The following is a 6923-nucleotide window of genomic DNA, read 5'->3' on the forward strand; positions in this document are numbered from 1 at the left end:
CATCAGCGCGCCGGAGGTTTCTTCGGAATACCTGACGAATCCGATCTTCCCCGACAGTGCGCCGCCCGAGTGGGCTGAGGGCGGCACCCCCGTTGCGGGCAGCGGCCAGATTGTCGTGAACCGCACCGAAGGCGAGGACGGCGCCCTGGGCCTCGACATCGAAATCACCGTGCCGCCCGCCGAGTGGAGCACGGTCGATCTTGGCGAGACGACCTATGACGTGGTGAACATTGCCGGTTACGCCCAGATGGGCGCGGCCGGTGAGCCGAGCCTGCCGGTGACGAGCTTCCTGGTCGACGTGCCGCCCGAGATGTCCTTCCTGTGGGATCTGGTGAGCGTCACAAGCACGGTCGAGCGCAGCAAGCGCATCGTTCCCTCCGCGCCGGTAGCGCTTCCCGTGGGCGATCTCAACGAGGCCCAGGACCTGCCCACCGGAACCGAAGACCCGATCGAAGATCCGGCAATCTATGACGGATTCGAAATCGTGCCGGGCCTGTGGGCCGACATCGAGCCCGGCCCGTCGTTGCCGGGGGCGGAGACGCTGCGCGTCTCGGTCTACCCGGTGCAGTACGATCCCGACGCCGTGGATGCCGAGGTCGCCTCGCACATGTCGCTTCATGTGGATCTCGCGCCCGATGAGCGCAGCCCCACCGATCCGAGCGAGTCCATGCAGGCCCACTGGCAGGTCGTCGCGGGTGCGGCGGCGAAGCTGCTCGTTACCGAGCGCGGCATCCAGCAGGTAAGCGGCGCCGAGCTCGCCGCGGCGGGCATCGATCTGTCGGGTCCCAGCGCGAACCTCCAGCTCTTCCACCGTGGCGTAGAGATTCCCATGGCCCTCTATGACGGGGGTGACGGGACGCTGGATGCATCCGACGTAATCGAATTCTATGGGGAGCCCACCAATACCGAGTTCACCCGCACGGCGGCGTACTGGGTGATCGTGGGTAGCAGCGCGGGCCTTCGCGCACAAGCTCTCAATGGCGACCCGGCCTCGGCCGCGCCGGCGCCTGCAGGCGCGGTGCATCTCTCGAAAGCGCGCACAGGCGACGAGAAGTTCTATTTCTCCACGCTCAACGCGCCGGGTGCGCCCCACTGGTTCCACGCGCTGGCCTCGGCGCCGGGCGCTTCGTCCATGACGAGCCTGAACGTCGAGCTTACCGACCTCGTGCAGAACGAGGACGACCAGGCCGTGGTCGGCTATGAGCTGCGCGGCTCGACGACCTATGAAGACATTCATCCCGACCAGCACGTGCGGGTCTACCTCAACGGCAACCTGATCGACGAAGTCTGGTTCGACGGGCAGGAACGCTATTCGCGCCGCCTGCCGGTGGACGTGGAGCTTCTCCAGGAAGGGACGAACACGCTCACGCTGGAAGCGGTCAACGACATCGATGCCGAGGGAACGCGCGTGACCTTCTTCGTGCGCAGCGTGGAGATCTTCTACCCGCGCGCCTTTGCGGCAGTGGGCGACGAACTGAGATTCGCACCGAAGGAAGCGGGCGCCTATACGGTCACCGGCTTTGCCGCTTCCGACGTGCGCGTCTACGACGTCGCCGACCCCGGGGAACTTGCCGTTGCCGAGAACACCGCCGTGATCGACCAGGGCGGCAGCTACGACCTCGAAATCGGCCTTGGCGCGGCTGCCGAGCCCGCACGCCGCACGCTGCTGGCGGTGACGAATACTTCGGTCAAGCACCCGGCGGTGCACGCCTTTGCCGGGAGCACGCTGGCCGATGCGGCAAGTGGCGCCGACTACGTGATCGTGACCCATCACGACTTTGAAGAGGCCATCGCGCCGCTCGCCGCCCTGCACGAAGCGCAGGGGATGCGTGTGGCGGTGCTCGACATCGATGAAGTATACGACGTCTTCTCCTTCGGTGAAGTCGACCCCTGGGCCATCAAGGAACTCTTCAAGCGCGCCGCCTCGGGCTGGCAGCCTCCGGCGCCGCGCTTTGGCCTGCTGGTGGGCGATTCGACCTACGACGCGCTCGACCGCTTCACCTTCACGACGCCGGGACAGCTCAAGATTCCCAGCGTGCTCTATGACAACACCCAGGTGCGGGCGAGCTCCGACAACTCGCTCGTACTGCTCGATCACGACCTCATTCCCGACGTGGGTCTTGGACGCATTCCGGCGAAGAGCCCGGAAGAGGTCAGCGCCTACGTGACCAAGGTGCTCGCCTACGAGGCGCTGCCCTTTGGGGCGGACTTCACCCAGCGCGTCCTGCTGGTGGCCGACAATGCCACGGGCCAGCAGCGCGTGTTCGACTATCTCTTCGGCAAGTTCATCCGCGGCCCGCTGCGCGACCAAGTGCTGGCCGCGGGCCTCGAAGCGCAGGTGATCAGCACCCCCGAGCCCGCCAGCCCCGGCGGCGCGCTCGACGGGACGATTGTGACGGGCCTTCGCCAGAGCATCGCCTCGGCGCTCGATGACGGTGTGTTGCTGGCCAGTTACGCCGGCCACGGCATCAACTCGCTTTGGGCCGACGAGCAAATCTTCCGCAAGGACGACATCGCGCTCATTGACAATGCCGATACCTTCGCCGTCATCGCCGTGTTCAACTGCCTGAACGTCGTCTTCGACAATCCCTTCAGCAGCTCCATGGGCGAGGACTTCGTGCTGGGCTCGAACACCGGCGCGGTCGCCATGTGGGGGCCAACGGGCTTTGCGCTCCCGAACATCCAGCACGCGGTCGGCGAGGCCTTCTACCGCGCCGTGCTCGAAGACGGCATCGTGCGCCTGGGCGATGCCACCCGCGCGGCCTTTGCCGAGGCGGCGGGCGATCCGGGACTCGTCGATGTGGTCTACACCTGGGTGCTGCTGGGCGATCCGGCCCTGCGCCTCAAGGTCAACCACCCGCCGGCGATCTCGATCATCGAGCCGAAGACGCGCATGGCGCGCCTTGGAATGACCTTCGATGCCTCGGGCACGCGCGATCCCAACGAGGACGCGGTGAGCTACCTGTGGGAAATCATCGACGGTCCCGAGGGCGCGAAGGTGACGCTCGAAGGGGCCGAGACCGCGGTGGTCAGCGTGATGGTGAGCGAGCGCGGGGTCTACACCCTGCAGCTCACGGCGACCGATTCGCTGGGCGCAAGCTCGGTGGAGACGATGACCCTGAACGTCGATCCGCTGCCCGTAGCGGACTCAGGCTGCGGGCTCTCGAACGCGAGCTCGCCCAGCCTGCTGGCCGCACTGCTGTTGCCGCTCCTGCTGCTGGGCATCCGCCGCACGCGACGTGTTCCGGTTCGGGTGAGGAAACCCCGGCGCTAGTCTTTCAACCTCAACGAAAAAGGGCGAGCCGACTGGCTCGCCCTTTTTCGTTTCAGAAACTTGAAGCCTAGAAGGTTACGACGCTGCGGATGCTCTTGCCCTCGTGCATGAGGTCGAAGGCCTCGTTGATCTTTTCGAGCGGCATCACGTGCGTGATGAGGTCGTCGATGTTGATCTTGCCGTCCATGTACCAGTCCACAATTTTGGGAACGTCGGTGCGACCCTTCGCGCCACCGAAGGCGGTGCCGCGCCAGACGCGGCCGGTGACGAGCTGGAAGGGGCGGGTGGATATCTCCTGCCCCGCGCCGGCCACGCCGATGATGATGGATTCGCCCCAGCCTTTGTGGCAGCACTCGAGGGCCTGGCGCATGACGTTGACGTTGCCGATGCACTCAAACGAGTAATCGGCCCCGCCGCCGGTGAGCTCCACCAGATGCGCGACGAGGTCGCCCTCGACCTCTTTGGGATTGACGAAGTGGGTCATGCCGAACTTCTCGGCCAGCGCTTTGCGCCCGTTGTTGAGATCCACGCCGATGATCTTGTTGGCGCCCACCAGGCGGCAGCCCTGGATCACGTTGAGCCCGATGCCGCCCAGACCGAACACGACGACATTGGCGCCGGGTTCCACCTTCGCGGTGTTGATGACCGCGCCGATGCCCGTCGTCACGCCGCAGCCGATGTAGCAGACCTTCTCGAAGGGCGCGTCCTCGCGAATCTTCGCCACGGCGATCTCCGGCAGGACGGTGAAATTGGCAAAGGTCGAGGTGCCCATGTAGTGGAAAATCTTCTCGCCGTTCAGGCTGAAGCGGCTGGTGCCGTCGGGCATGAGGCCCTGTCCCTGCGTGACGCGGATGGCCTGGCAGAGATTGGTCTTGCCGCTCAGGCAGTATTCGCACTGCCGGCACTCGGGCGTGTAGAGCGGGATGACGTGGTCGCCCTTCTTGAGGCTTTTGACACCCGGACCCACTTCGACGACGACGCCCGCGCCCTCGTGCCCCAGGATCGCAGGAAAAATCCCCTCGGGATCGTCCCCGGAAAGCGTAAACGCATCGGTGTGGCAGATTCCCGTCGCCTTGATCTCAACGAGAACCTCCCCCTCGCGCGGGCCTTCGAGCTGCACGGTCTCAATCGAAAGCGGTGCGCCCGCCTTGTGCGCCACAGCGGCTCTGACATCCATGGTGGGTCTCCTTCTCGACGGGGAAGGGTAGAGGCCTCAGGAAGAGCTGCCAAGCCAAATGAAAAGAAGCGGGCTCGCTTTTTTAGTCCGGTTCAGCCTCATTCTCTGCTCCGGCTTGGAAGCTGGTGACTGTTTCAAGCGCCCAGTCGGTGTAATGACCCTTGCCATTGTCGATTCGCGTTGGCTTACGGAGGGGGAAGTCGATACTCATCTGGATGAAGGGGATTCCTGTCCTCTCCGTATTTGATGCCCAGTCTGGCCAGTGGATTTTTTCTTCAAAATGGCCTTCATATTTTTCGAAACTTGCTATTTTGGACTTGGGATTCGGCCCAACAAGAACAAAATGTAGTTCAAGGTGCATCTTGCTTCGATTGAAAATTGCCTTGAGGCGTTCAATTTTTGAGACGATTTGCTTCCGGGTCCAGCCGGTATCTCCCTTGGCTTCGCAAAAAATGAGATGGACGAGCTCTCCATCTTTTGGATCGCGATAGGCAATGAGCAGGTCCACATCTTCTTGGTTGCCACTGATCTGTCGCACACCTTTTCGTTGGTTAGTGTCTGATATCCAGTAATCTTTGCCCGCGTCGATCAGTTGGCGGTTGGGGAAGGTGGTGTCCTCTCTGGTCGCTCTGCGCTTTCCCAATGCTGCGCAGGCGGCAAGCCAATCGAGGTGATAGTCCATGGCGATGAAATCCACGCCGTCGGGGATCTCCAGACCATCGAGTGTGACCTTGAGCTTTTTCCGGAATTCGTCACCCAGCGTAAATGGACCGCCCATAACGAAGCGGAGCAGATGATAGCGTTCTTTGCGGTTGAAGATCTTGAGGTTCTCAATAAACGGATTGCTGATGTCGGACATAATCGGTTCCCCCTTGACCAAAGGTTACCGCGATCGACCGCAAGGTGGGAGCGGAGGGCGCATTTAGGAAAGATCGGACAAGTCGGCGCAAACAAAAAGGGCGGACCCAACGGGTCCGCCCTTTGGGGTTTCAGGTGCAGCGATCAGCCCTTGGCGTTGGCCTTGTAGTAGTCGCGGTTGAGCTGGGCGATGACGTCCACGCTGATTTCCTTGGGGCAGACGGCCTGGCACTCGGAGAAGTTGGTGCAGGAGCCGAAGCCCTCGGCGTCCATCTGCTCGACCATGGATTTGACGCGCGCGTCGCGCTCTGCCTGTCCCTGGGGAAGGCGCGCCAGGTGGGTGATCTTCGCGCCAACAAAGAGCATGGCCGAGGCGTTCTTGCAGGCGGCCACGCAGGCGCCGCAACCGATGCAGGCGGCCGCCTCAAAGGCGACGTCGGCGTCGGTCTTGGGGATCAGGGTCGCATTGGCGTCGGGGGCGTTGCCCGTGCTGGCGCCGATGAAGCCGCCGGCCTGGATGATGCGATCGAAGGCGCTGCGGTCGACCACCAGGTCCTTCTGGACCGGGAAGGCCTTGGCGCGCCAGGGCTCGATGGTGATCTCATCGCCGTCCTTGAAGCGCCGCATGTGGAGCTGGCAGGTCGTCGTGCCGCCGTCGGGGCCGTGGGCGACGCCGTTGATGACCATCGAACACATGCCGCAGATTCCCTCGCGGCAATCGTGATCAAAGGCCACCGGCTCCTCGCCGCGGGACATGATCTGTTCGTTGAGAACGTCGAGCATTTCCAGGAAGGACATGTGCTCGTTGACGTCCTTGAGTTGATAGGTGACCAGGCCGCCCTTGTCGGCGGCGCCTTTCTGGCGCCAGATGTGCAGTGTGAGGTTCACTTGTAGCTCCTCTGGGAAGGCTTGACGTATTCAAACTCAAGCGGTTCCTTGTGCTCGACGGGGTCGACACCCACGCCCTTGAATTCCCAGCAGCTGGCGTGCTGGAAGTTTTCGTCATCACGCTTGGCCTCGCCGTCCTCGGTCTGGCTTTCCTCGCGGAAGTGGCCGCCGCAGGACTCGGCGCGGTTCAGTGCGTCGCGGCAAAGCAGCTCGCCGAACTCGAGGAAGTCGGCCACGCGGCCGGCCATCTCGAGGGCCTGGTTGAGGTCGTTGGCGGAGCCGGGGACCGTGACGTTCTCCCAGAATTCCTCGCGGATCTGGGGAATCTTCTCGATGGCTTCCTTGAGGCCCTTCTCGTTGCGCGACATGCCGCACTTGTCCCAGACCAGCAGGCCCAGCTCGCGGTGGAAGGAATCCACCGTGCGCTTGCCCTTGATCTTGAGGAGCTTCTCGTTCCTCTCGGTGACGGCCGCTTCAGCCTCTTTGAAGGCATCGTGGTCGGTGGTCACATCCTCGAGCTGGGTGCTGGCCAGGTAGTTGGCCACTGCAGAAGGAGCGACGAAGTATCCATCGGCCAGACCCTGCATGAGCGCACTGGCACCCAGGCGGTTCGAGCCGTGATCGGAGAAGTTCGCTTCACCTGCGACGTGCAGGCCCGGGATGGTGCTCTGCAGGTTGTAGTCCACCCACAGCCCGCCCATCGTGTAGTGAACGGCGGGGAAGATC

The 6923-nt window shown here is 63.3% G+C and carries 5 protein-coding genes; 1 reads left to right on the top strand and 4 read right to left on the bottom strand.

Annotation, left to right across the window (positions count from 1 at the left end):
- Positions 1 to 3274 (top strand): hypothetical protein (locus KDH09_02280; protein MCB0218497.1); only part of this gene is annotated, 3274 nt, incomplete at its 5' end.
- 67 nt (positions 3275 to 3341) lie between these two features.
- Here KDH09_02280 and KDH09_02285 read toward each other — a convergent pair.
- The 4 genes from KDH09_02285 to KDH09_02300 form a co-directional block, all read right to left on the bottom strand.
- Positions 3342 to 4451, bottom strand: coding sequence for an S-(hydroxymethyl)glutathione dehydrogenase/class III alcohol dehydrogenase (locus KDH09_02285; protein MCB0218498.1), 1110 nt, complete (start codon positions 4449 to 4451; stop codon positions 3342 to 3344).
- Positions 4452 to 4533: 82 nt separating this feature from the next.
- A complete protein-coding gene (locus KDH09_02290; GenBank protein MCB0218499.1) occupies positions 4534 to 5310 on the bottom strand; it encodes a hypothetical protein in 777 nt (258 codons plus the stop codon).
- 143 nt (positions 5311 to 5453) lie between these two features.
- On the bottom strand, positions 5454 to 6197 hold the full coding sequence (locus KDH09_02295; GenBank protein MCB0218500.1) for a succinate dehydrogenase/fumarate reductase iron-sulfur subunit: 744 nt from the start codon (positions 6195 to 6197) through the stop codon (positions 5454 to 5456).
- Positions 6194 to 6923 (bottom strand): FAD-binding protein (locus tag KDH09_02300; GenBank protein ID MCB0218501.1); only part of this gene is annotated, 730 nt, incomplete at its 5' end. The genes KDH09_02300 and KDH09_02295, both read right to left, overlap by 4 nt.

The organism is Chrysiogenia bacterium, from assembly GCA_020434085.1.
Lineage (GTDB): Bacteria > JAGRBM01 > JAGRBM01 > JAGRBM01 > JAGRBM01 > JAGRBM01.

Excerpts from the sequence above, each read along its gene's own strand:
- KDH09_02285 (MCB0218498.1), bottom strand. The coding sequence starts at position 4,451 with ATGGATGTCAGAGCCGCTGTGGCGCACAAGGCGGGCGCACCGCTTTCG.
- KDH09_02290 (MCB0218499.1), bottom strand. The coding sequence starts at position 5,310 with ATGTCCGACATCAGCAATCCGTTTATTGAGAACCTCAAGATCTTCAAC.